The 22,918-nt window shown below is 74.1% G+C and carries 18 protein-coding genes; 15 read left to right on the top strand and 3 right to left on the bottom strand.

Features of this window, described 5'->3' with window-relative positions; all coding sequences use genetic code 11:
• Nucleotides 1–511: 511 nt before the first annotated feature.
• The 7 genes from P3T27_RS33415 (at nucleotide 512) to P3T27_RS33385 (ending at nucleotide 10,436) form a co-directional block, all read left to right on the top strand.
• Nucleotides 512–2,644: a glycogen debranching N-terminal domain-containing protein gene (locus tag P3T27_RS33415; protein WP_280685022.1), complete on the top strand. Its 2,133-nt coding sequence runs from the start codon at nucleotides 512–514 to the stop codon at nucleotides 2,642–2,644.
• A 103-nt stretch (nucleotides 2,645–2,747) separates the two neighbouring features.
• Complete coding sequence (locus P3T27_RS33410; protein WP_280685021.1) at nucleotides 2,748–3,506, top strand: NUDIX domain-containing protein; 759 nt, start codon at nucleotides 2,748–2,750, stop codon at nucleotides 3,504–3,506.
• A gap of 274 nt (nucleotides 3,507–3,780) precedes the next feature.
• The gene (locus P3T27_RS33405) at nucleotides 3,781–5,229 is read left to right on the top strand and encodes an ATP-binding cassette domain-containing protein (RefSeq protein ID WP_280685020.1); all 1,449 of its coding nucleotides are present in this window, start codon (nucleotides 3,781–3,783) and stop codon (nucleotides 5,227–5,229) included.
• A gap of 3 nt (nucleotides 5,230–5,232) precedes the next feature.
• Nucleotides 5,233–6,138, top strand: coding sequence for a hypothetical protein (locus P3T27_RS33400; protein ID WP_280685019.1), 906 nt, complete (start codon nucleotides 5,233–5,235; stop codon nucleotides 6,136–6,138).
• Nucleotides 6,139–6,298: 160 nt separating this feature from the next.
• Complete coding sequence (locus P3T27_RS33395; RefSeq protein ID WP_280685018.1) at nucleotides 6,299–7,228, top strand: FadR/GntR family transcriptional regulator; 930 nt, start codon at nucleotides 6,299–6,301, stop codon at nucleotides 7,226–7,228.
• 449 nt (nucleotides 7,229–7,677) lie between these two features.
• Nucleotides 7,678–9,333 (top strand): RNA polymerase sigma factor, encoded by a 1,656-nt coding sequence (locus P3T27_RS33390; protein ID WP_280685017.1) that lies wholly within the window; start codon nucleotides 7,678–7,680, stop codon nucleotides 9,331–9,333.
• Between the two features lie 203 nt (nucleotides 9,334–9,536).
• Nucleotides 9,537–10,436 (top strand): serine protease, encoded by a 900-nt coding sequence (locus P3T27_RS33385; protein WP_280685016.1) that lies wholly within the window; start codon nucleotides 9,537–9,539, stop codon nucleotides 10,434–10,436.
• Between the two features lie 191 nt (nucleotides 10,437–10,627).
• On the opposite strand, the gene P3T27_RS33380 is transcribed toward P3T27_RS33385, so the two are convergent.
• A complete protein-coding gene (locus tag P3T27_RS33380) occupies nucleotides 10,628–10,858 on the bottom strand; it encodes a hypothetical protein (protein WP_280685015.1) in 231 nt (76 codons plus the stop codon).
• 538 nt (nucleotides 10,859–11,396) lie between these two features.
• Between P3T27_RS33380 and P3T27_RS33375 the strand changes: the two genes are divergently transcribed.
• The 6 genes from P3T27_RS33375 (at nucleotide 11,397) to P3T27_RS33350 (ending at nucleotide 18,502) form a co-directional block, all read left to right on the top strand.
• Complete coding sequence (locus P3T27_RS33375; RefSeq protein WP_280685014.1) at nucleotides 11,397–13,508, top strand: DNA topoisomerase IV subunit B; 2,112 nt, start codon at nucleotides 11,397–11,399, stop codon at nucleotides 13,506–13,508.
• 151 nt (nucleotides 13,509–13,659) lie between these two features.
• The gene (locus P3T27_RS33370; protein WP_280685013.1) at nucleotides 13,660–14,145 is read left to right on the top strand and encodes a CcdC protein domain-containing protein; all 486 of its coding nucleotides are present in this window, start codon (nucleotides 13,660–13,662) and stop codon (nucleotides 14,143–14,145) included.
• 56 nt (nucleotides 14,146–14,201) lie between these two features.
• Nucleotides 14,202–15,362: a histidine kinase gene (locus P3T27_RS33365; protein WP_280685012.1), complete on the top strand. Its 1,161-nt coding sequence runs from the start codon at nucleotides 14,202–14,204 to the stop codon at nucleotides 15,360–15,362.
• Entirely contained in the window at nucleotides 15,359–16,054 is a 696-nt protein-coding gene (locus P3T27_RS33360) for a response regulator transcription factor (RefSeq protein ID WP_280685011.1), read from the top strand. The genes P3T27_RS33365 and P3T27_RS33360 overlap by 4 nt, the downstream gene beginning before the upstream one ends.
• 127 nt (nucleotides 16,055–16,181) lie before the next feature.
• Nucleotides 16,182–16,766: a DUF485 domain-containing protein gene (locus P3T27_RS33355; RefSeq protein ID WP_280685010.1), complete on the top strand. Its 585-nt coding sequence runs from the start codon at nucleotides 16,182–16,184 to the stop codon at nucleotides 16,764–16,766.
• Entirely contained in the window at nucleotides 16,763–18,502 is a 1,740-nt protein-coding gene (locus P3T27_RS33350) for a cation acetate symporter (protein ID WP_280685009.1), read from the top strand. Before P3T27_RS33355 ends, P3T27_RS33350 begins: the two co-directional genes overlap by 4 nt.
• Before the next feature lie 72 nt (nucleotides 18,503–18,574).
• Here the strand turns inward: P3T27_RS33350 and P3T27_RS33345 are convergent, their stop codons facing one another.
• Nucleotides 18,575–19,264 (bottom strand): response regulator, encoded by a 690-nt coding sequence (locus P3T27_RS33345; RefSeq protein ID WP_280685008.1) that lies wholly within the window; start codon nucleotides 19,262–19,264, stop codon nucleotides 18,575–18,577.
• Nucleotides 19,264–20,919, bottom strand: coding sequence for a sensor histidine kinase (locus tag P3T27_RS33340; RefSeq protein ID WP_280685007.1), 1,656 nt, complete (start codon nucleotides 20,917–20,919; stop codon nucleotides 19,264–19,266). Before P3T27_RS33340 ends, P3T27_RS33345 begins: the two co-directional genes overlap by 1 nt.
• Nucleotides 20,920–21,235: 316 nt before the next feature.
• Here P3T27_RS33340 and P3T27_RS33335 point away from each other — a divergent pair, with 316 nt between their 5' ends.
• Nucleotides 21,236–22,045, top strand: a complete 810-nt coding sequence (locus P3T27_RS33335) for an ABC transporter ATP-binding protein (protein ID WP_280685006.1) — start codon at nucleotides 21,236–21,238, stop codon at nucleotides 22,043–22,045.
• Nucleotides 22,035–22,910, top strand: coding sequence for an ABC transporter permease (locus tag P3T27_RS33330; RefSeq protein WP_280685005.1), 876 nt, complete (start codon nucleotides 22,035–22,037; stop codon nucleotides 22,908–22,910). The genes P3T27_RS33335 and P3T27_RS33330 overlap by 11 nt, the downstream gene beginning before the upstream one ends.
• Nucleotides 22,911–22,918 lie beyond the last annotated feature (8 nt).

The following is a 22,918-nucleotide window of genomic DNA, read 5'->3' as shown; positions in this document are numbered from 1 at the left end:
CGGCACGACCGCCCGGCCCGCCGGGTGCGACGGACCGTACCCGGCGTCGGGCGTGACCTGGAGGTGGTGCGCGGCGTTCACCCCGGGGGCCCTGCACCCGGCCGACGGCCGTCCGGCAGCCCGGTTCCGGTCGGCCGCCCGCCGAGCGGGGCGGCCACGGCGTCACGGTGCCGGAGCGGGCGGCCGTCGCCCGCACCACCGGGCCGGCCGCCACCACGGGCTCGGACGGTCCGGCGGGCGCGGGCCACGGGCCGGGCGTCACCGGCAGGCCGGCGCACCGGACCTGGCGATGTACCGGGCACCGCGGCAGGCCCGACGCGAAGGCGCGCGGCGCGCCGGTACCGGCCCGGTACCGCGCACCGCATGGCACGGCCCGGCACCGGGTACGGCCAGACACGGCACACCCGCCGACGGGACACCCCGCCGGCCCGGCACCATCAGCACGCGATCGAGCGTGCTCGCGGCCCACCGGCCTGACCGGCCACCGGACCGCCGAGGGGAGGAGAGTCCGGTGACCGCCACGAGGCCACCACAGGCCATGCCGGCCGAGAGCGTGGTCGGCGCGCCGAGACCGGTCGGCCGTCCCGACCAGGTCCAGGCGGGCGGACCGGCGGGGGCACCCGCCGGCCCGAGCCGGCTCGCGGCCCCGCCACGGCCGCAGCCCCCCGCCGTCCACCACGCGGTGCTCTGCGTCAACGCCCCCGCGATGGCCGCCTCCGGACCGGACGGACAGCTGCGCGGCCACGGCCTGCACGGCTTCTACCGCAACGGCGTCCGGGTGCTCGCCCGGATGGAGCTGCGCCTGGGCGGCATGGAGCCGCTGCCGCTCCAGGGCACCCTGACCAGCACCGCCCAGGCCCGGTTCCTCGGCGCCGTCCGGCTCCCCGGCGACCTCGATCCGGACCCGGCGCTCACCGTCGAGCGGCTGCGGCACGCGGACGGCATGGAGACCGTCACCGTGCGCAACACCGGCAGCCGGCCCGCCCGCCTCCCGATGGAGATCGCCCTTGGCACCGATCTCGGCCCGGTCGCCGAGATCGCTGCCGGGCACCGCCCGCCCGACCTGCCCGGCCAGGTGCAGTCCGCCGGGCTGCGCTGGGCCGGCCCGGCGCACAGCGCCGTGGTCAGCGCCAAGCCCTCCCCGCACGCCGTGCTGGCCGGCGCCGGGGTGCTCCGCTGGGACCTGGAGGTCCAACCCGGCGCCCGCTGGTCGGTCGAACTGCGCGCCGAACTGGAGAGCACCGCCTCCGGCCCGCGCCCACCCGGCGGGCGCGGCACCGGCGTACCGCTGCCCTGGGCCGAACCGGAGGTCCGCAGCGACGACGCCCGGGCCGCCCTGCTGGTCACCCGTTCCCTGGACGCCCTCGGCACGCTCCTGTTCGCCGACCCGGACCGCCCGACCGACCTCTACCCGGCCTCCGGCGCGCCCTGGCGCTTCGGCCTGGCCCCGGCCGACGCGCTCTGGGCCGCCCGGCTGACCCTGCCGCTCGGCACCCGGCTCGCCGCCGGCACCCTCCGGGCGCTGGCCCGCCGTCAGCAGCTCACCCCCGTCCCGGGGCGCACCGAGGGCCTGCTGCCCGGGGCCCTGCGGCACGGTGGCCCCGAGCTGCCGCCCACCTGCACCGCCACCGAGGCCACCCTGCTCTTCGTCACGGTGCTGGCCGAGGCCTGGCGCTGGGGCCTGCCCCGGGCGGAGACCGCCGACCTGCTCCCGGCTGCCGAGCGGGCCCTGGCCGCCCTCCGCGAGGGCCTGGTCGACGGCTTCGTGACCGACCTCAGCCGTCCGGCGGAGGACCGAGCCGCCCACCCGGTGGCCGCCCGCGCCGAGGTCCAGGCGCAGGCCCACCGCGCCGCCCTGCACGGCGCCGAACTGCTGGAGGCCTTCGGCCGCCCCGGCGCCGAGCAGTGGCGCGGCTGGGCCGCCGACCTGCGCGGGCGCTTCCGCGAGCGGTTCTGGATCGACGACCTCTCCGGCGGCCGCCCCGCCGCCGGGCTGGCCCCGGGCGGTCAGCCGCTGCCGGCCGTCGCCTCCTCCCTGGTGCACCTGCTCGACACCGGGCTCGCCGCCGACGGCGGCCGGCACGAGAGCCTGCTGGACCGGGAACAGACCCGGCTACTCGCCCAGCGCCTGGTCGCGCCGGATCTGGACAGCGGCTGGGGCCTGCGCACGCTCAGCGCCAAGTCCCCCCGCTTCAACCCGCTGGGCCACCGGGGCGGGGCGGTGCGGGTCCACGAGACCGCGCTGGCGATCGCCGGACTGGCCGAGACCGGCCACGAGAACGAGGCCGGCACCCTGTTGGAGGGTCTGCTCGCAGCGGCCGCCCACTACGAGGGGCGGCTGCCCGAGATGTACGCGGGGGAGCAGCGCACCCCCGGCTGCCCGCCGGTGCCGCACCCGGCCGCCTGCCGCCCGGCGGCCGTTTCGGCGGCCGGCGCCGCGCACGCGGTGTTCGCACTCGCCGGGGTTCGCCCCGACGTCCCGGGCGGCCGGGTCCTGGTCCGCCCGGCCAGCACCGCCCCGCTCGGCGAGCTGGAGCTGACCGGCCTGCGGGTGGCCGGAGAGCCCTTCTCGGTCCGGGTGAGCCGGATCGGAGTGGCGATGGTCGAGGAGGCCTCCGCGGCGCTGCAACTGGTCGCCCGCTGACGCTCCCGCCCGGCCCGTCCGCCTCCGGCGACGGCCGGGCGGCCCGGGCGAAGCCTGTCCGTGGCCTGTGCTTATCGTCAGAGAGACGACTATGATCGTCGCCATGTCGCGCTACGATCCGTCGGCCTTCCCCCCGTTCGCTGTCACGGTTGACCTGGTGGTGCTGACGGTGCGCGACCACGCGCTCTGCGCCCTGCTGGTCAGACGCGGCGAGCCGCCCTTCCAGGGGTACTGGGCACTGCCCGGCGGCTTCGTCCGCCCGGACGAGGGCCTGGCCGAGGCCGCCTCCCGGGAGCTGGCCGAGGAGACCGGCCTGCGCGCTCACTCCGCCCCGGGCCACGAGGCGGTCGGCCCCGGCGCGGCCGGCGCCCACCTGGAGCAGCTCGCCACCTACGGCCACCCGCAGCGCGACCCCCGGATGCGGGTGGTCAGCGTCGCCTACCTGGTCCTCGCGCCCGACCTGCCGACCCCCCGGGCCGGCGGCGACGCCAGCAGCGCCCGCTGGGCCCCGGTCGGCGAACTGCTCGGCCAGAGCCCGGTCGACGGCGTCCCGCTCGCCTTCGACCACGGGCTGATCCTCGCCGACGGCGTGGAACGCGCCCGCTCCAAGATCGAGTACTCCTCCCTCGCCACCGCCTTCTGCCCGACCGAGTTCACCGTCGGCGAGCTGCGCCGGGTCTACGAAGCGGTCTGGGGCGTGGTCCTGGACCCGCGGAACTTCCACCGCAAGGTCACCGGGACCCCGGGCTTCCTGCTGCCCTCCGGCGGCACGACGACCCGTCAGGGCGGCCGTCCGGCCCAGCTGTTCACCGCGGGCGGCGCGAGCGCCCTCAACCCGCCCATGCTGCGCCCGGAGTCCTGACGACCCCGGCCCACCCGGCCCACCCCGCCCACCGCCGCCCACCGCCACGGCCGTCCCACCCTGGCCCACCCCGCCCCCGACCGGGAATCGCAGGATCGGATTGTCCCCTGATCGGGTGAGGTGGGCGGCCGACGGGCCCGCGCCGCTCCCGTAATGCCCGGAATCGCCGCCGCCGACCCCTAATGTGCTGGCGCGGAGCCGTGCGGGCACACGCCGACACGTCAGGGGGCGCTCCGCGTCGAGCAGGCCGGCCGAGGCATGGGAGCAGGCAGCGATGATCCAGATCACCGGACTGACCAAGGTCTACCGCAAGGGCGTCCCACCCGCGGTCCTCGATCTGACCTTCGACACCCGGCCCGGCATGGTGACCGCGCTGCTCGGCGCCGAGGACGCGGGCAAGTCCACCGCGCTGCGGCTGATGCTCGAACTCGAACGCGGCCAGGGCGTCACGCTCTTCGACGGCCGCACCTACCGCCAGCTGCGCCGCCCCGAACGCGAGGTCGGCGTGCTGTTGCCCGGCCCCGGGCCGGGCGCGGCCGCCATGGCCGGCCACCCGGGCCGCAAGGCGCACTGCCACCTGCGGATGCTGGCCGCAGCGGTCGGCGTCCCCGCGCGGCGGGCCGACGAACTCCTGGAACAGACCCGGCTGGCCGCCGTCGCCGGACAGCGGCTGCGCTCCTTCTCGCCCGGCATGCACCGTCGGCTGGCCCTGGCCGCCGCCCTGCTCGGCGACCCCGGCACACTGCTGCTGGACGCGCCGACCGATGGCCTGTCGCCGCGCAACGTCGAGTGGTTCCACTCCTTCCTGCGCTCGTTCGGCGTCGCCGGCGGGACGGTCCTGGTGACCACCCGCACCCCACAGGAGGCCGCGCAGCTCGCCGACCGGGTCATCACGCTGGATCGCGGCCGACTGGTGGCCGACCAGCCGGTGGCGGACTTCTGCCGGGCCAGACTCAGCCCCGAAGTGGCCGTCCGCGGGCCGCAGATGTCGCGGCTGGCCGACCTGCTGGTCAGCCAGGGCGCCGAGGTGCGCCGCGACGGCGGCGCGGGCCTCGCGGTGGCGGGCATCGACCGCACCGAGATCGGCGAACTCGCCTACCGCCACGGCATCCTGCTGCACGAGCTGGCCGACCGGGTGGTCGAGCAGTCGGCGCCCCGGGCCGCCCTGCCGGTCGCCTCCGGCCGCTCCGGCCACCTCCGCGTCCAGCCGGCCCTCGCCGCCTCCGAGCCCGCCCCGGAGCCCGCCGCCGAGCCCGCCCTCGAGTCGACTCCTGACGCCCCGGCCGTCACCGTCCCGCACCACCGGGACGGCCAGCACCGGGACGGCCGGCACCGGGACGGCCAGCACCAGGACAGCCGGCACCGGGACGAGCTGGCGCTGCCCACCCGCGCCCTGCCCGTCACCTCGGTCACGACCGCCCTGGCCGCCCTCGGCCCCGCCCCCCACCGGGCCGACCCCGCCGATTCCGGCCCGACCGTCGCGGTGGAGCGGCTGTTCCGCGACGGCCCCGGCGTTCCAGCCCGATCCGCATTGGTCGCCGGCCCCGCCGCCCTCGCCCCCGCCGCCAGTGCCGGAGAGCCCGCGCCCGCCCTGGTCGCCGGCCGCCGCGGGAGCGCCGCCGCCGACCTGTCGACCGACGACACCGTTCGGCTCGGCCGCCTGGCCCAGGCCACGGCGGCGAGCCCGGCCCCCGCCACCCCCGACGACCACCGGAGCGAGTGAACCGTGCGTGTCCTGGCCTACGAGCTGCGCCGACTGCGCGGCCTGCGTTCCACCTGGCTGCTGCTCGCCGCCGTGCTGCTCTGCAACGCCACCGCGGCCGCCGTCCTGGCGAGCCAGGCCCCGGACGGACCGTTGGCCGCCCCGGCCGGGGTACGGCTGCTGACCGCCGCCGTACCGCTGATCCCGTTGCCGTTCGCCGCGTTCGGCGCCGGCGTGCTGGGCGCGCTCTCCTACGGGCACGAGGTGTGCCACCCGGGGCTGTCGGCCTCCCAGGTGTCGTACCTGCGACGGGTGCGGCTGCTGCTGGCGAAGCTGCTGGTGATCGGCCCCGTCGCGGCGCTGCTGGCGCTGGCGACCCTGTTGCTGGACGCGCTGGCGGTGCATCTCGCGCTGCCGGGCGGGGTGACGGTGGCCGCCTGGGCGGAGCCCACGGCGTTGTCGGACCGGGTGTCGGAGGCGCTGGCCGCCGCCGGGCTGTCCGGTCTGGCCGACCTGCCGGGCGTGTTCGCCCCGGTGGCACTGGTGGCCGGCCACGGCGTGCCGGCGGCCTTGCTGACGTTCGTCCTGCTGACCGTCGTGGCGGGCTGGACCGGGGTGCTGACGGCGTCGCTGACCCGCAGCGCAGCGGCCGGAGTGCTGCTGCTGTGCGCGCTGCCGGCACTGCTGGAGTCCGGGGTGGCGCTGCTGCTGCGGCGGACCGGCACGCCGTGGCCGACCCGGGCGGCCGAACTGCTGCCCTTCCAATCCGGCATCGAGTGGGCCTACGGCTGGGTTTACGGCGGGGAGCACGAGGCGGTGGCCGGGAGTACGGCGCTGACGGACCCGGTCCTGCTCGCGGCGGTGGCGGCGCCCGCGGTCGTCCTGCTGCTCACGGCGCTCCTGGTGCAGGCCCGGCGGCGCGCGCTCTGACCCGGTGCGCTTCGACCCGGCGCGCACTCCCGCACGGCGTGCACCCTCACCCGGCGCGCACGACCGCACCGAACCATCAAGATCGACCAGCAGTGACCGCAATGCGCGGTTCTTCCTGATAAGAAGTCAATTATCCAGTCGCGGTCGATCACCCTTTCGTGTGCTTTTCACGAGAATTCTCAAGCTGCGCCTGCCGATCGCCGACAAAGGAGCTGTGAGTACCCTTGCGCACCCCACCATGACCCCCGCCCGTTCCGCCGAAGGGCCCATCCACGGCCCAGGCGATCTGGACCGCTTCTCGTACGACCGGCAGACCCCGCCGGCGCCCCGCTGGGAGGGCGCCGAGTCTGATCTCGCCAGGGTCGGCCGCAAGACAACCAGCAGCCGCGGTCGCGGTCTGCACGGCCAGTTGGTCCAGCAGCTCGGCCAGATGATCGTCTCCGGCGACCTCGGTGCCGACCGGCCGCTCGTGCCCGAGGAGATCGGTCAGCGGTTCGAGGTGTCCCGGACCGTCGTCCGCGAGTCGCTGCGCGTGCTGGAGGCCAAGGGCCTGGTCAGCGCCCGGCCGAACGTCGGCACCCGGGTCCGCCCGGTCGCCGACTGGAACCTGCTGGACCCGGACATCATCGAGTGGCGCGCCTTCGGTCCGCAGCGGGACGAGCAGCGCCGGGAGCTGTTCGAGCTCCGCTGGGCGATCGAGCCGCTGGCCGCCCGGCTCGCCGCCGGCCACGGCCGGGAGGACGTCCAGCAGCGGCTGGTCGAGCTGGTCGAGATCATGGGCCACGCCGCCGCCCAGGCCGACCTCGCCACCTACAGCCGGGCCGACGCCGAGCTGCACGGACTGGTACTGCAAATGGCCGGCAACCGGATGCTGGAGCACCTGTCCGGGATCGTGGCCGGCGCGCTGCAGGTGTCGGGTGGCCCGGCCACCTCCTGCGAGCGGCCCTCCGAGTCCTCGGTCAGTCTGCACGCCCGGCTGGTGGACGCGCTGGGCACCGGTGACGGCACCGCGGGCGAGGTCGCGATGCGCGCGCTGCTCACCGTCCACCCCGAGATCGAGCCGTCCGTCCCCGCCCCCCGGGAGCACTGAGCGGGCTGTTCCGGTGAGCGGGCGCCCCGGGCGTCCTCCGCTCCTCCAGGGCCCTCCGGCCGCACCCGCGCGGCGCAGCCGGAGGGCTTCTGCGCGTCGGCGGTCCCGCCCGGAAAGCGTGATGCCCCGTCCATGACAACAGGTTTCGGCGCGGGTGAGCGATGATGGATTGCGGCCCCGTGGCTGTGGGTGCCGAGTGGTGTGACCCGCGACACGAAGGCCATGCGTAACACTTGACGAGTAGCAGCGATGTCTCCTGAGCGGGAGCAGCTCCGGAATACTCCAACATGTCACAATGCTGTGTTGGTCCGCGGCGCTGCTGCCGTCCTGCAAGCCCAGTCCTCAAGCCCGAGTCGGTCGGAATCGACACCGCGCGTCCGACGCGCGATTTCCTTCCCCGCCCGCTCGGGCGGCCGGTACGGGTTCGAGTCCACTCATCGTCCGAGAGGTTGTTCGTGTCGGCCAGCACATCCCGTTCACTTCCCCCCGAGATCGCCGAGTCCGCAGCTCTGCTGGCGCTCATCGAGCGGGGCAAGGCCCAGGGGCAGATCGCCGGTGACGACGTGCGCCAGGCGTTCGAGGCGGACCAGATCCCGGTCACCAAGTGGAAGAACGTCATGCGCAGCCTCAACCAGGTGCTGATTGAGGAGGGGGTGGATCTCATGGTCAGCGCGGCCGAGCCGGCCGGCGCCAAGCGCAAGAGCGTTGCTGCCAAGAGCCCCACCAAGCGCACCGCCACCAAGGCTGTCACCACCCGGAACCCGGCCGCCCCCGCGGCCCCGACCAAGCCGCCCGTGCGGATCGCGCCCGGTGCGCCCGTGGCGGCCCCGGCCGTCGCGGCCGCCGCCGCGCCGGCTCCCACGGTGTCCGCCGAGATCACCGCCGAGGAGACGGCCATGGTCGTCGGCGAGGCGAAGGCGATCGCGGCGAAGAAGGCCGCCCCGGCCAAGAGGGCCGCCGCCAAGAAGACCGCCGCGCCGGCCAAGAAGGCCGCCGCCAAGAAGACCGCGACCGCCAAGGGTGCCAAGGGCGAGGAGGAGCTGCTCGGCGAGGAGGAGCTGCTCGAAGACGCGGCCCTGCCCGGCGACAAGGCCGGCACCGAGGCCGAGGCCGGCCCCGAGGAGGAGTCGGAGGGCTTCGTCCTCTCCGACGACGACGAGGACGACGCGCCGGCCCAGCAGGTCGCCGTCGCCGGCGCCACCGCCGACCCGGTCAAGGACTACCTGAAGCAGATCGGCAAGGTCCCGCTGCTCAACGCCGAGCAGGAGGTCGAGCTCGCCAAGCGCATCGAGGCCGGCCTGTTCGCCGAGGACAAGCTCTCGGCCGCCGACAAGCTCGCCCCCAAGCTCAAGCGCGAGCTGGAGATCATCGCCGAGGACGGCCGCCGCGCCAAGAACCACCTGCTGGAGGCCAACCTCCGCCTGGTGGTCTCGCTGGCCAAGCGCTACACCGGTCGCGGCATGCTCTTCCTGGACCTGATCCAGGAGGGCAACCTCGGTCTGATCCGTGCGGTCGAGAAGTTCGACTACACCAAGGGCTACAAGTTCTCCACCTACGCCACCTGGTGGATCCGCCAGGCGATCACCCGCGCCATGGCCGACCAGGCCCGCACCATCCGCATCCCGGTGCACATGGTCGAGGTCATCAACAAGCTGGCCCGCGTCCAGCGCCAGATGCTCCAGGACCTGGGTCGCGAGCCCACCCCGGAGGAGCTGGCCAAGGAACTCGACATGACCCCCGAGAAGGTCATCGAGGTCCAGAAGTACGGCCGTGAGCCGATCTCGCTGCACACCCCGCTCGGTGAGGACGGCGACAGCGAGTTCGGTGACCTGATCGAGGACTCCGAGGCGGTCGTCCCGGCCGACGCGGTCTCCTTCACCCTGCTCCAGGAGCAGCTGCACTCGGTGCTGGACACCCTCTCCGAGCGCGAGGCCGGCGTGGTCTCGATGCGCTTCGGCCTGACGGACGGTCAGCCGAAGACGCTCGACGAGATCGGCAAGGTGTACGGGGTCACCCGTGAGCGCATCCGCCAGATCGAGTCGAAGACCATGTCGAAGCTGCGCCACCCGTCGCGCTCCCAGGTGCTGCGCGACTACCTGGACTGATCTGCACCCCGTTCGCAAGCGCGTGACGAAGGCCCGGAGTCGTACGGCTCCGGGCCTTCGCGGCTGTCCGGGTCCGGGCGGGTCAGCGTCCGGGTGGCCGTTGTCCCTCGTCCGGGTGGCGGTGCGACGGGAAGCGGTCGCGCAGTGTAGTTGATCACCTACGCTGTGCCGGTTGCCTGCTGCCGAGCCGACTGGAGTCACCGGTGTTGCCCAACCCGGACCGCGCTGCCCTGCCGACCCCCGCCCCGCCGCCGGCGAGCCCGTCGGTCGCCCGCGCGGCGCGCCGCCGACGGGCCGCCGTGCTGGCGCTGCTGGCCGCCGTCCCCGTTCCGCTGGCCGCGCTCGGTACGGCCGGGCCGGCCGAGGCGCAGCGCCGGGTGGTGGGCGGCACCGCCGTGAGCACCGCCGACCACCCGTGGGTGGTGGCGCTGTCCAGCCGCCAGCAGTTCGGCAGCGGCCGCTCCGGCCAGTTCTGCGGGGGCGCACTGGTCACGCCGACCAAGGTGGTGACGGCCGCGCACTGCTTCTACGACGAGACCAAGGGCGCCAAGGTGGACCGGCCGGGCCTCAAGGTCGTCGTCGGTCGGGACGACCTGCGGGGCTCGGTCGGCCGCGAGGTGTCCGTCCGGTCGGTCTGGATCCACCCCGACTACGCCTTCGCCGCCAACGTGAACGACGTCGCGGTGCTCACCCTCGCCGACTCGCAGGGCTCCCGGCCGGTGATCGGCCTGATCGGCCAGGGCGAGACCGGCCCGTACGCGCCCCGGACCACCGCGCAGGTCTTCGGCTGGGGGGACAGCACCGGGCGGGGCGACTACTCGCCCACGCTGCGCGGGGTGGAGGTGCCGATCGTCGCGGACCAGACCTGTGCGCAGGCCTATCCGGGCGGGCCGGACGGGAAGTTCGACGCCCGGGGCATGGTCTGCGCGGGCGAGGAGAAGGGCGGCAAGGACGCCTGCCAGGGCGACAGCGGCGGCCCGCTGGTCGTCGGCGGCCGACTGGTGGGCCTGGTGTCCTGGGGGACGGGCTGCGCCGACGCGGCCCACCCGGGCGTCTACACCAGGGTGGCCTCGGTCGCGAACGCGGTGCGCTCGGTGCTGTGAGGCCCGACCGGGCCGCCGCCGGTGACCGGCCGGTCACGTTCTGACGTCACGTCGGTGCGGACCGTGTTCGGCCAGGGGAACGACAGAGCCGGGCGACCGGCCCCCGAAGGGGACCCGTCGCCCGGCCACCGGTCGCGCGCGGTGCGCGGCCGGACACAGCTCGACGTCGGCTGCTGGTGCGGCGCTCGGGATCAGCGCTCTTCTTCGGCCGCCGTGGCGTTGGGGGTGGTGAGACGGCCGCTCTCGTCCTGTATCTCCACGGCGATCTTCTTGAGCTCGGGCTCGAACTTCCGGCCGTGGTGGGCGCAGAAGAGCAGCTCTCCGCCGCTGGCGAGTACGACGCGCAGGTAGGCCTGGGCGCCGCAGCGGTCGCAGCGGTCAGCCGCTGTGAGCGGGCTCGCAGGGGTCAGAACAGTAGTCACGTCGCCTCTTCTCTAGCTCGACGAGCTGTCGTACCAGGGTCAACATCCAACCAGGCCGAAAACGTTCCCGCTCGTGGCTTTTCTTCTCTGAGGATTCTGCTGTGTTGATGAGGACGTGCCCCGGGGGCCGGTGGTTCATGCGTACCGAATCCCAGGATCCGCCCGTCGCTCGAACGCCCGATCGGGACCGGGTGCGAGGTCCGCGTAGCATAATCCTCTGCCGGGTTGGAGCATAAGCCCCGTCCCGGGCCCCGGTAGCCTGCATAGCGGCAGTTCCGGAGCCTGCGCCAGGCCCCACGATCCGCCAGGACCGGTGGTACCGGGAGGAGATGGCGCCCCGGGGCCCCGGAGGCCGGTGCGGTCCTTGTTCGCGCAGCGCGTACAAGCTGCGCGGGAGCGGCCCGCCGTGCTGCGCACCCAGCGGGGCGGTGCGCGCACACTGGGCGACGGCTGTCGGTGCGGCGTGCTGCACTGGCGGATGGTCCGGATGCGTCCTGATGTGACCGATGAGACAGAACTTCACCGAGGAGAGTGCCGCGTGAGTGCCGAAACGACCGTGCCGTCCGCACTGCTGGCCGGCGACGACGGTTCCAACTACACCGCTCGGCACCTGCTCGTCCTGGAGGGCCTGGAGGCGGTCCGCAAGCGCCCCGGCATGTACATCGGCTCGACCGACAGTCGCGGCCTGATGCACTGCCTCTGGGAGATCATCGACAACTCCGTCGACGAGGCGCTGGGCGGCCACTGCGACCGCATCGAGGTCCTGCTGCACCCGGACTCCTCGGTCGAGGTCCGCGACAACGGGCGCGGCATCCCGGTCGACGTCGAGCCCAAGACCGGGCTGTCCGGCGTCGAGGTCGTGATGACCAAGCTGCACGCCGGCGGAAAGTTCGGCGGCGGCTCCTACGCGGCCTCCGGCGGCCTGCACGGCGTCGGCGCCTCCGTCGTCAACGCCCTCTCCGCCCGGCTGGACGTCGAGGTCGACCGCGGCGGCCACACCCACGCGGTCAGCTTCCGCCGCGGCACCCCCGGCATCTTCACCGAGACCAGCCCGGACGCGCCCTTCGAGCCCGCCAACGGCCTGACCAGGACGCGCAAGGTGCCGAAGACCCGCACCGGCACCCGGATCCGCTACTGGGCGGACCGGCAGATCTTCCTCAAGGACGCCCGGCTCTCGCTGGAGCACCTGTACAGCCGCGCCCGGCAGACCGCCTTCCTCGTCCCCGGTCTGACCATCGTGGTGCGGGACGAGCGGCTCACCGAGAGCGAGCAGGTCGAGGAGTCGGTCTTCCGCTTCGACGGCGGCATCGCCGAGTTCTGCGAGTTCCTGGCCCCCGACAAGCCGGTCTGCGACGTGCTGCGGCTGCACGGCGAGGGCACCTTCAAGGAGACCGTGCCCGTCCTGGACGAGCTCGGCCACATGACCCCCACCGAGGTCACCCGCCAGCTCGGGGTGGACATCGCGCTGCGCTGGGGCGCCGGCTACGACACCACCCTGCGCTCCTTCGTCAACATCATCGCCACCCCCAAGGGCGGCACCCACGTCACCGGCTTCGAGCGCTCGCTGGCCAAGACCGTCAACGAGGCGCTGCGCGCCGCCAAGCTGCTGCGCGTCGCCGAGGACGACATCACCAAGGACGACGCCACCGAGGGCCTCACCGCGGTGGTCACCGTCCGGCTCGCCGAGCCGCAGTTCGAGGGCCAGACCAAGGAGGTGCTCGGCACCTCGGCGGCCAACCGGATCGTCGCCGCCGTCGTCGCCAAGGAGCTCAAGGCCTTCCTGACCTCGGCCAAGAAGGACCAGAAGCTCCAGGCCCGGGCCGTGCTGGACAAGGTCGTCGCGGCCGCCCGCACCCGGGTCGCCGCCCGCCAGCACAAGGAGGCCCAGCGTCGCAAGACCGCGCTGGAGACCAGCTCGCTGCCGGCCAAGCTGGCCGACTGCCGCAGCGACGACGTCGAGCGCAGCGAGCTCTTCATCGTCGAGGGCGACTCCGCGCTCGGCACCGCGAAGCTCGCCCGGAACTCCGAGTTCCAGGCGCTGCTGCCGATCCGCGGCAAGATCCTCAACGTGCAGAAGGCCTCGGTGAGCGACATGCTCAAGAACACCGAGTGCGCCGCGATCATCCAGGTGATAGGGGCCGGTTCGGGCCGTACCTTCGACATCGACCAGGCCCGCTACGGCCGGGTCATCTTCATGGCCGACGCCGACGTCGACGGTTCGCACATCCGCACCCTGCTGCTGACCCTGTTCCACCGCTACATGCGGCCGATGGTCGAGCAGGGCCGGGTCTTCGCCGCCGTGCCGCCGCTGCACCGGATCGAGCTCACCAGCCCCAAGCGCGGCCAGGAGAAGTACCACTACACCTACTCCGACGCCGAACTGCGCTCCACCCTGCTGGAGTTCCAGCGCAAGGGGATGCGCTGGAAGGAGCCGGTGCAGCGGTACAAGGGCCTGGGCGAGATGGACGCCGACCAGCTGGCCGAGACCACCATGGACCCGCGCCACCGCACGCTGCGCCGGATCAACCTGGGCGACCTGGAGCAGGCCGAGAAGATCTTCGACCTGCTGATGGGCAACGACGTCGCTCCGCGCAAGGAGTTCATCGTGGACTCGGCGGCCACCCTGGACCGCTCCCGCATCGACGCCTGACCGTGTGACCGGGGCCCTCCACCCGTGGGTGGAGGGCCCTTGTGCTGCGGGTTCCACCTGCCCGTCCACCCCGGCGCCGATCAGCCGGGGGCGCCGGATCCGTAGCGTCGGAGAGGTCAGCACAAGCCTCCCCTCGGGACGGAGAAGTCCGATGAGCGCCCTCGTCAACGTCGTGGTGATCGCCGCAGTGATGGTCCTGGTCGTCCAGCGCCAGATGCGCGCCCAGCGCCTGGACACCGAGCGCCGTTTCTGGTTGCTGCCCCTGATCCTCGGCGCGATCGCGCTGCGCGATCCGCAGCTCGTCGACCACCAGCACACCGCGGTGTCCGCCGCCCTGCTGGCCACCGGGCTGGTGGCGGTGCTCGCGATGGGCTCCGTCTGGGGCTGGACCGTGCGGCTGTGGCGGGCCGAGGACGGCGCGGTCTGGGCCAAGGGCACCAAGGCCACGGTGGCCGCCTGGGTCGGGATGATCGCCATCCGGCTCGGCCTGTACGGGATCGGCGCGGCCCTGCACGTCCACCAGGCGGGCAGCGTGCTGATGCTGGGCCTGGCGGTCATGCTGCTGGTCCGCGCGCTCGTGGTGAACTGGCGGGCGCGGGCCCTGGACCTGCCGAAGCAGGCCGCCGTACTGAACTGAACGCCCGGCCCGGGAGCTGCCGGGACCGGCTGTCCGAGATCTGCGAGGAGGCACCCGTGGCCGGGTGGTACTGGACCCGCTGGCCGTCCCGCGAGGGGCTGGAGCGCGAGGCGGAGAGCCGGCCGCGGTGGGTCCTCGCCATGTTCGGCCGGACCGTCCTGCTGGTCGTCGTCTGCTGGGCGACGCTCGGCGGCGGCAAGTACTCCGGCTGGGCGGAGGCGGCCGCGGCGGGCGGGCTGCTCGTGGCCGCCGGGCTGAGCGCCGGCTACCTGTACTTCACCCGGGAGCAGCGCCTGGCACCCTCACTCGGCCTGGCCGCCGCCATGATCGGTGCCGCCTGGCTGGCCAACGGGGGGCGGGCCTACCTGCTGGCCGACTTCCTCTGGTGCGGGCTGGCCGTGGTCGCCCTGGTCCGGCTGCCGCCCGCGCCCGGCGTGCTCACCGCGGCGGCCGCACTGGGCTCGTACACCGCGGCCAGCTGGGCGAGTTGGCTGAGCATCGTCACCACCATCGGCGGGCTCGGCCTGCTCGGCTACCTGCTGCGGCTAGACATCGAGGCGCGCGGCACCGCCCGGCGGCTGCTCGTGCAGGAACGGGCCGCGCGGGCCGCCGAGGCGGAGAGCGCGGCGCTCGCCGAACGTGCCCGGATCGCCCGGGAGATCCACGACGTGCTCGCCCACAGCCTCTCCGCGCAGCTCGTCCACCTGGAGGCGGCCCGGCTGATGCTGGACGCCGGGACCGACCGCGAGCAGATCCGCGAACGGGTCGTCGCCGCCCGGCGGATGGCACAGGACGGGCTGGTCGAGACCCGGCAGGCGCTGTCCGCGCTGCGCGGCGAACTCACCCCGGTCGGGGAGTTCCTGGTGGAACTGGCCGGGCGGGAGCGGGCCGCGCTGACCGTCACCGGTACGCCCCGGCCGCTCGCCGCGGAGGCCGCCCTCGCCGTGCGGCGCACCGCGCAGGAGGCGGTGACCAACGTCCGCAAGCACGCGCCCGGCGCCCGGTGCTCCGTCGAACTGCGCTACCTGGCGGAGGCGGTGGAGCTGGAGGTGCGCAACTCCCGGCCCCAGCGCGGCGAACCGTCCGGGGAGCTGGCGGCCAGCGGCAGCGGGTACGGTCTGCTGGGGATGCGCGAACGCGCGGAACTGCTCGGCGGCACCCTGCTGGCGGGCCCGGAGGACGGAGGGTGGCGCGTGCTGCTGCGGGTGCCGGCATGAGCGGGGCGGGGCTCACCAGGGTGCTGGTGGCGGACGACCAGACGGTGGTGCGCGAGGGCATCGTGATGCTGCTGGGGCTGCTGCCCGGCATCGAGGTGGTCGGCGCGGCGGCGGACGGGGAGGAGGCCGTCGCCATGGTGGAGCGGTACCACCCGGACGTGGTGCTGATGGACCTGCGGATGCCGCGCTGCGACGGCGTCGAGGCGACCCGGCGGATCCGGGCCGCGCACCCGCGGACCGAGGTCGTGGTGCTCACCACCTACGCCGACGACGACTCGTTGTTCCCCGCCCTGCAGGCCGGGGCACGCGGCTACCTCACCAAGGACGCCGGGGGCGAGGAGATCGCCCGGGCGATCGCGGACGTCCGTGCGGGGGCGGCCGGGCTCTCGCCGCAGGTCCAACTCCGGCTGCTGGAGCGGCTGTCGGGGGCGTCCGGCGGATCCGCCGGGGCGGCCGGGAAGCCGGTCGGCCGACCGGGGGAGCTGCCGGACGGGCTGACCGCCCGGGAGGCGGAGGTGCTGGCGCTGATCGCCGAGGGGCTCTCCAACACCGAGATCGCCCAGCGGCTGTTCGTCAGCCCGGCCACGGTGAAGACGCACATCAACAACCTGTTCGCCAAGACCGCCGTACGGGACCGGGCGCAGGCGGTCGCGTACGCCTTTCGACACGGGATCACCGGTATGCAGCAGTAGTCGGATGAGCGTCTGTCGGATGATCGATCACCTCATCGAGTGAACGTATCTGCGATGGTCAGAGGCGCTGTCCGGGGGCCGCCATCATGGTTGAGGTCAGAGTGCCCGACCGGTCGCAGGAGCAGCAGTGCCACAGCAGCAGACGAGCAGTCCCGGGCAGGGACAGCGATTCGACTGGTGGGCCGCTCCGGCCGCCGCCACCGACGCCGACCGGTCGACCGCACCCGGCCGATCGGCGGTACCGGCCCAGCCGGTGCCCACCCGTACGGTCCAGCAGGCCCCCGTCCAGGCGGCCCAGCCGGTAGCAGTCGAGCGCCCGCCCGTCCGGGCTGCCGCCGCCCCGCTCGCCGAACCCGCTGTCGAACCGGCGGCCGCCCGCGCCCTGGTGCCCGCCACCGACAGCACCGAGGTGTACCGGGCCGTCCAGCGCAGCGAGGCCTTCCAGGACATCCGCCGCAGCTACCGGGCGTTCGTCTTCCCGACCAGCGGCGCCTTCCTCGGCTGGTACCTGCTGTACGTCGCCGCCCAGGCCGCCGCCCCCGGCCTGATGCGCAGCCAGGTGGCCGGCCCGCTCAACGTGGCCTGGCTGCTCGGCCTGCTGCAGTTCGCCACCACCTTCCTGCTCACCTGGCTCTACGCCCGCAACGCCCGGACCAAGCGCGACCGCGCCGCCCTGGGCCTGCGCTGGGACACCCAGGACCAGCTGCGATGACGACCGCGATGACGACCGCCACCCCGCCCCCCGTCGCCCCCACCGGCGACCACCACGACCTCGCGATCGTGCTCTTCGCCGTCATCGTCCTGGTCACCCTGACGATCACCCTCTGGGTCGGCCGCCAGGGCAGCGCCACCGAGGACTTCTACGCCGGCGGCCGCGACTTCACCCCGCTGCAGAACGGCTTCGCCCTCTCCGGCGACTACCTCTCCGCCGCCTCCTTCCTCGGCGTCGCCGGGCTGATCGCGCTGTACGGCTACGACGGCGTGCTGTACAGCATCGGCTTCCTGGTCGCCTGGCTGGTGGTGCTGATGCTGGTCGCCGAACTGGTCCGCAACGCCGGCAGGTACACCCTCGCCGACGTGCTCGCGCTGCGGCTGCGCCGCCGCAAGGTACGGGCCGCGGCCGGCGGCGCCAGCGTCGTCGTCACCCTGCTCTACCTGGTCGCCCAGATGGTCGGCGCGGGCTCGCTGGTCGCCCTGCTGCTCGGCACCAACAGCGCCACCGCCCGGACCTGGACCATCATCGCCGTCGGCGGCCTGATGATCGTCTACGTCACGATCGGCGGGATGCGGGCCACCACCTGGATCCAGATCGTCAAGGCCTTCCTGCTGATCGCCGGTTCGGTGCTGCTCACCGTGCTGCTGCTGGTCCGCTTCCACGGTGACGTCGGCGAGCTGATGCGTCAGGCCGCCCAGCACAGCGGCGCCGGTCCGCGCTACCTCGAACCCGGCCTCAAGTACGGCGCCACCTTCACCAGCCGGCTCGACTTCTTCAGCCTGGGCCTCGCCCTGGTGCTCGGCACCGCCGGGCTGCCGCACATCCTGTCCCGCTTCTACACGGTGCCCACCGCGCGGGCCGCCCGCCGCTCCACGATGTGGGCGATCGGCCTGGTCGGCGGCTTCTACCTGATGGCCATCGCGCTCGGCCTGGGCGCGACCGCGCTGGTCGGCTCGTCGGAGGTCCGGCACGCCAACTCGGCCGGGAACACCGCCGTTCCGCTGCTCGCCCTGGTCCTCGGCGGCGGCAACGGCAGCACCGGCGGGGTGGTGCTGTTCGCGCTGATCTCGGCGATCGCCTTCGCCACCATCCTCGCCGTGGTCGCCGGGCTCACCCTGGCCTCCTCGGCGGCGTTCGCCCACGACATCTGGGCCGGCGCCTGGCGCGGCCGGACGCGCCGCCGGCGCCCCTTCCTGCGGCGCGGCGCCGTCCCGGCCTCCCGGTCGGCCGCCCCGGCGTCGGGGGGCGTGGACTCGACGGGCTCGGAGCAGTCGGCCGAGGCCAGCGAGCGCCAGGAGGTCTGGGTGGCGCGGTTCGCGGCGGTCGGGATCGGCGCGGCCGCGATCGCGATCAGCCTGTACGCCCAGCAGCTGAACGTCGCCTTCCTGGTCGGCCTGGCCTTCGCGGTGGCGGCCTCCAGCAACCTGCCCGTCCTGCTGTACAGCCTGTTCTGGTCGCGGTTCACCGCCCGCGGCGCGGTCTGGTCGGTGTACGGCGGGCTGGTCCCGGCGATCGTGCTGGTCGTCTTCTCGCCGGTGGTCTCCGGCACCAAGGCGGCGCTCTTCCCCGGCGTCGACTTCCACTGGTTCCCGCTGGAGAACCCCGGCCTCGTCTCCATCCCGCTCGGCTTCCTGGCAGGCTGGATCGGGACGATCACCTCGCCCGAGCCCGCCGACACGGACCGCTTCGCCGAGCTGGAGGTGCGCGCCCTCACCGGCGCGGGCGCGGCCTGAGCACAGCGCGCGAGGGGACCCCGGCGGGCGCGGGCCTGCCGGGGTTCCCGCATGTCTAGGGCCGGGCAGGCCCTAGGCCCGGGCCGCCAGCCCGTAGCGGTGCTCGGGGCGGCCGGTGTCGCCGTAGCGCAGGGTCAGCCGCAGTCGACTGTCCCGCTCCAGCTGCTTGAGGTAGCGCTGCGCCGTCGAGCGGCTCAGTCCGGTGGCGTCCGCGACCTCCTGGGCGGACAGCGGCCGGCCCGCCTGCCGCAGCACCCCCAGCACCAGGTCGGTGGTGGGCGCCGAGTGGCCCTTCGGCAGCGGGCCGGCCGGGGCGGCGGCGCTGCGCAGGGTGGCGAACAGCCGGTCCACCTCGTCCTGGCCGGCCTCCCGGGCCGCCGGGCCGGCCAGCGCGTGCCGCAGCTGCGCGTATGCGACCAGCTTGTCCCGCAGGCCGCCGAAGGTGAACGGCTTGACCAGGTACTGCAGCGCGCCGTGCTGCATCGCGGCGTGCACCGTCGACACGTCCCGGGCGGCCGTCACCATCATCACGTCGCAGGCCACCTGCCGCTCCCGCAGCCGGCGCACCAGCGCCAGGCCGGTCTCGTCCGGCAGGTGGTGGTCGAGCAGCAGCAGGTCCACCGGGCGGCGCTCCAGCGCGGCCAGCGCCTCCCCGGCCGAGTGCGCGGTGCCGGTCACCCGGAAGCCCGGCACCTTGGCCACGTACGCGGCGTGCACGTCCGCGACCCGGAAGTCGTCGTCCACCACGAGTACGTCGATCATCAGGCCTCCACGAGCTGAGTGGTGAGCAGGGCCTCGGGCAGCTCGACCGTGAACCGGGCGCCGCCGAGCGGCCCCGCGTCGAGCACGATCCGGCCGCCGGTCCGTTCGACCAGCCGCCGCACCATCGCCAGCCCCAGCCCGCGCGGACGGTGCGCGGGTGCGTCCTTGCTGGTCCACCCCTCCTCGAAGACCTGCTCGCGCAGCTCCTCCGGCACGCCCGGGCCGCTGTCCGCGACCTGCAGCAGCAGCGTGGATCCGGCCGCCGCCAGGGTCACCTCCACCCGGCCGCCGCCGCCCGCCGCGAGCGCGTCCACCGCGTTGTCGATCAGGTTGCCGAGCACCGTCACCAGCGCCCGCGCGTCCACCACCGCGTCCGGCAGGTGTGCCGCCCGGGCCAGCACCAGCCGCACCCCGCGCTCGCCCGCCACCGCCGTCTTGCCCGCCAGCAGCGCCGCGACGTGCGGATCCTGCACCTGCTCGGCGATCCGCGCCGCGACCACCGCGTGCGAACCGGACTGCTCCGAGATGAAGGCCACCGCCTGCTCGTGGCGGCCCAGCTCCAGCAGGCCCAGCAGGGTGTGCATCCGGTTGGCGTGCTCGTGGTCCTGCGCCCGCAGCGCCTCGGTCAGGCTACGGGTGGTGTCCAGCTCGCGGACCAGCGACTCCAGCTCGGTCCGGTCGCGCAGCGTCACGACGGCGCCGCCCACGGGCCCGTCCCCGGGCTCCCGCCGGCCGGGCGGACGACGGGAGCCCGAGGTCAGGCCGGGGGCCGTGCTCATCCGGTTCACCACCAGCACCCGGTCGTCCCGGACGGCCGGCAGGTCGGCGCCGGTGATCCGCCCGGTCAGCACGTCGGCCAGCCGGCCCGGCGGCAGCACCGCGTCGATCGGCAGGCCGGTGCAGTCCTCCGGCAGGCCGAGCAGCCGGACCGCCTCGTCGTTCGCCAGCCGGATCCGGCCGCGCTCGTCCAGCGCCACCATGCCCTCGCGGATGCCGTGCAGCATCGCCTCCCGCTCCACCAGCAGCGCCGAGATGTCGGCCAGCGCGATGTTGTGGGTGCGGCGCTTCAGCCGCCGGGCCAGCGCCAGCGTGGCGACCGTCCCGGCGGCCAGGCCGGCCCCCGCGCACAGCAGGATCCCGGTGAGCATCTTCAGCAGCCGGCGGCGGATCGAGTCGTCGCTGATGCCCACCGACACCTCGCCGACGATCCGGCCGTCCGCGACCCGCAGCGGCACCTTGCCGCGCGCGGTGCGGCCCAGCGTGCCCTGCTGGATCGCGGTGACGCTGAGGCCGCTGAGCGCCGGCTCCGGGTCGGTGCTGACCCGGTGGCCGATCCGCTCCGGGTCGGTGTGCGAGAGCCGGATCCCGTCCAGGTCGGTGACCACCACGAAGCTGGCGCCGGTGGCCAGCCGGATCTGCTCGGCGTTGCGCTGGGCGGTCGCCGAGTCGCGGGCGTCGGCGGCCCGGGCGATCGCCTCGTCGGTGGCGGTGGCCTGGGCGATCGACAGCGCCCGCTGCATCGCGTCGTGGTCCAGTTCGCTGCTGACCGGGGCCAGGAACAGCCCGGCGGTCACGGCGGTGACACCGACGGTGACGACGGTCTGGCTCAGCAGCAGTTGCGCGAAGACCCGGCGGGGCCAGTGGGGAAGCTTCATCCGGGCCTCCTCTCGGGGGCTGCGGGTCCGTGCAGGTGGGGGCGGCGCGGGTGACGGGCCGTGCGGGTGATGGGCCGTGCGGGTGGGGGTGGCTCAGGCGGGGGCGGTCGGCGGGTTCGGGGGTCGGGCCGGGGTGGGGTTGGGACACCCTATGTTTCCCGGGTGTTTCTGTCAGCCGCGTCCCCGCAGTTGTAGCGGAAGCAAAACGAGCAGAACACCCCTCAATGCGGAGAAACCGCAGTACGCCGAGAAGGCTCCCGCCGTGGCCCGGCCCGCTCCTACCTTCCAGGGGCAAGCACAGACCCGGGAGGTCACCATGAACACAACCCCGGCGATCGAGCTGACCGGCGCGACCAAACGGTTCCGCACCCCGTCCGGGGCCCTGCACACCGCCGTCCGCGATCTCGATCTGACCGTCGCCCAGGGCGAGTTCGTCGCCGTCGTCGGACCCACCGGCTGCGGCAAGTCCACCACGCTGACCCTGGTCAGCGGCCTGGAGGAGCCCACCGAGGGCGAGGTCCTGGTGTACGGCGAGCCGGTCCGCGGGATCGACCCCAAGGTCGGGTTCGTCTTCCAGCAGGACGCCGTCTTCCCCTGGCGCACCGTCCTGTCCAACGTCATGGCCGGGCCGCGCTTCCGCGGCGTGCCCGCCGCCGAGGCCAGGGAGCGGGCCCGGGACTGGCTGGGCCGGGTCGGCCTCGCCGCCTTCGAGGACCGCTACCCGCACCAGCTGTCCGGCGGCATGCGCAAGCGCGTCGCGCTCGCCCAGACCTTCGTCAACGACCCGGCCATCCTGCTGATGGACGAGCCGTTCTCGGCGCTGGACGTGCAGACCCGTGCCCTGATGTCCGACCAGCTGCTGGAGCTGTGGGCCGGCACGGGCTCTTCCGTCGTCTTCGTCACCCACGACCTGGACGAGGCCATCGCGCTCGCCGACCGGGTCGTCGTCATGACGGCCGGACCGGCCACCGTCAAGGAGATCTTCACCGTCGACCTGCCACGACCGCGCACCGTGGAGGCCGTCCGGCTGGAACCGAGGTTCGTCGAGCTGTACCGCGAGATCTGGGCCTCGCTCGGCGAAGAGGTGCGCATCACCCGCGAGAGAGGAGCGGGTCGTGCCGCTTGAGACCGCATCGGCCGTCGCCGGCAAGCCCCCGGCGGCCGCCCCCGTCAGCCGTACCGAGGCCCGCGAACGGGCCGCCCGCAACCGGAAGTTGACCGTCTACGGGGCCCGGGTCGCGGTCCTGCTCGCCTTCCTCGGGCTCTGGGAGGTCTGCGCCCGCACCGAGGTCATCGACCCGTTCAACTTCTCGCAGCCGTCGAGGATCTGGGACCAGATCTGGCAGTGGGTCACCCACGGCACCGCGCAGGGCTCGCTCGGCGAACAGATCGGCTACACCCTCTACGAGGCCCTCACCGGCTGGGTGATCGGTGTCATCGGCGGTGTGCTGCTCGGCATCGCGCTCGGCCGGATCCGCTTCCTGGCCGACGTGTTCGGGCCCTACATCAAGGTGCTCAACGCCATCCCGCGGATCGTGCTCGCCCCGATCTTCCTGATCTGGTTCGGCCTCGGTCCGGCCTCCAAGGTCGCCTCCGCCGTGGTCCTGGTGTTCTTCCCGGTCTTCTTCAACGCCTTCCAGGGCGCCCGCGAGGTGGACCGCAACCTCGTCGCCAACGCCCGCATCCTCGGCGCCGACAACCGCAAGGTCACCCTCCAGGTGGTCATCCCCGCCGCCACCACCTGGATCTTCACCAGCCTGCACGTCAGCTTCGGCTTCGCCCTGATCGGCGCCATCGTCGGCGAGTACATCGGCGCCACCAAGGGCCTCGGCCTGCTCGTCGCCGCGGCCCAGGGCACCTTCAACGCGGCCGGCGTGTACGCCGCCATGACCATCCTCGCCGTCGTCGCGCTGCTCACCGAGGGACTGCTGACCTTCGCCGAGAAGAAGCTGTTCCGCTGGAAGCCCGCCGACGCGGGCGACGGCCGCTGAATCCCCCC

Origin of the sequence: Kitasatospora sp. MAA19 (genome assembly GCF_029894125.1) — a bacterium.
Classification (GTDB): Bacteria; Actinomycetota; Actinomycetes; order Streptomycetales; family Streptomycetaceae; genus Kitasatospora.
The sequence above is the reverse complement of the archived record's forward strand: the minus strand, read 5'-3'. Positions and strand labels throughout refer to the sequence as shown.

Coding starts and splice junctions, on each gene's coding strand:
- P3T27_RS33410 (WP_280685021.1), top strand. CDS start 2,748: ATGTCGCGCTACGATCCGTCGGCCTTCCCCCCGTTCGCTGTCACGGTT.
- P3T27_RS33405 (WP_280685020.1), top strand. CDS start 3,781: ATGATCCAGATCACCGGACTGACCAAGGTCTACCGCAAGGGCGTCCCA.
- P3T27_RS33370 (WP_280685013.1), top strand. CDS start 13,660: ATGAGCGCCCTCGTCAACGTCGTGGTGATCGCCGCAGTGATGGTCCTG.
- P3T27_RS33360 (WP_280685011.1), top strand. CDS start 15,359: ATGAGCGGGGCGGGGCTCACCAGGGTGCTGGTGGCGGACGACCAGACG.
- P3T27_RS33350 (WP_280685009.1), top strand. CDS start 16,763: ATGACGACCGCGATGACGACCGCCACCCCGCCCCCCGTCGCCCCCACC.
- P3T27_RS33345 (WP_280685008.1), bottom strand. CDS start 19,264: ATGATCGACGTACTCGTGGTGGACGACGACTTCCGGGTCGCGGACGTG.
- P3T27_RS33340 (WP_280685007.1), bottom strand. CDS start 20,919: ATGAAGCTTCCCCACTGGCCCCGCCGGGTCTTCGCGCAACTGCTGCTG.
- P3T27_RS33335 (WP_280685006.1), top strand. CDS start 21,236: ATGAACACAACCCCGGCGATCGAGCTGACCGGCGCGACCAAACGGTTC.